Origin of the sequence: Roseibium sp., assembly GCF_048260565.1 — a bacterium.
GTDB lineage: Bacteria > Pseudomonadota > Alphaproteobacteria > Rhizobiales > Stappiaceae > Roseibium.
In genome coordinates this window covers 5,860-6,700 of sequence record NZ_JBLXGP010000029.1, presented here as the reverse complement: position 1 = coordinate 6,700, position 841 = coordinate 5,860, and the positions used below count along the sequence as shown (strand labels likewise).

The following is an 841-nucleotide window of genomic DNA, read 5'->3' as shown; positions in this document are numbered from 1 at the left end:
GCGTTCTTCTCGAACTGCGCGACGGCAAGGGCGAGATCGACGACATCGATAACCTGGGTAACCGCCGTGTTCGCTCCGTTGGCGAACTGATGGAAAACCAGTACCGCGTCGGCCTGCTGCGTATGGAACGCGCGATCAAGGAGCGTATGAGCTCCGTCGAGATCGACACTGTCATGCCGCAGGACCTGATCAACGCCAAGCCGGCTGCCGCTGCCGTTCGCGAGTTCTTCGGTTCCTCGCAGCTGTCGCAGTTCATGGACCAGACCAACCCGCTTTCGGAAGTCACCCACAAGCGCCGTCTCTCGGCTCTTGGCCCGGGCGGTCTTACCCGTGAGCGCGCCGGCTTCGAAGTCCGCGACGTTCATCCGACGCACTACGGACGTATCTGCCCGATTGAAACGCCGGAAGGCCCGAACATCGGTCTGATCAACTCGCTTGCAACCTTTGCCCGCGTTAACAAGTACGGCTTCATCGAAAGCCCGTACCGCAAGGTGAAGGACGGTGTCGTGACCAACGACGTCGTCTACCTGTCGGCAATGGAAGAAGCCAAGCACTACGTTGCACAGTCCAACGCCGTCTACGACGACGAGGGCCGTTTCACCGAAGAGCTGATCACCTGCCGTCACGCTGGTGAAAACATGATGGTCCCGTCCGAGCGCGTCGACCTCATGGACGTTTCGCCGAAGCAGCTCGTGTCCGTCGCCGCGGCGCTCATTCCGTTCCTCGAGAACGATGACGCCAACCGCGCACTGATGGGCTCGAACATGCAGCGTCAGGCCGTGCCGCTCGTTCGTGCGGAAGCTCCGTTCGTCGGAACCGGCATGGAGCCGGTCGTTGCTCG

Annotated in this window: 1 pseudogene; it reads left to right on the top strand. The window is 61.5% G+C overall.

What is annotated here, in order from left to right:
* A pseudogene (locus ACN0SO_RS27055) lies at positions 1-841 on the top strand (DNA-directed RNA polymerase subunit beta); the annotation flags it as partial.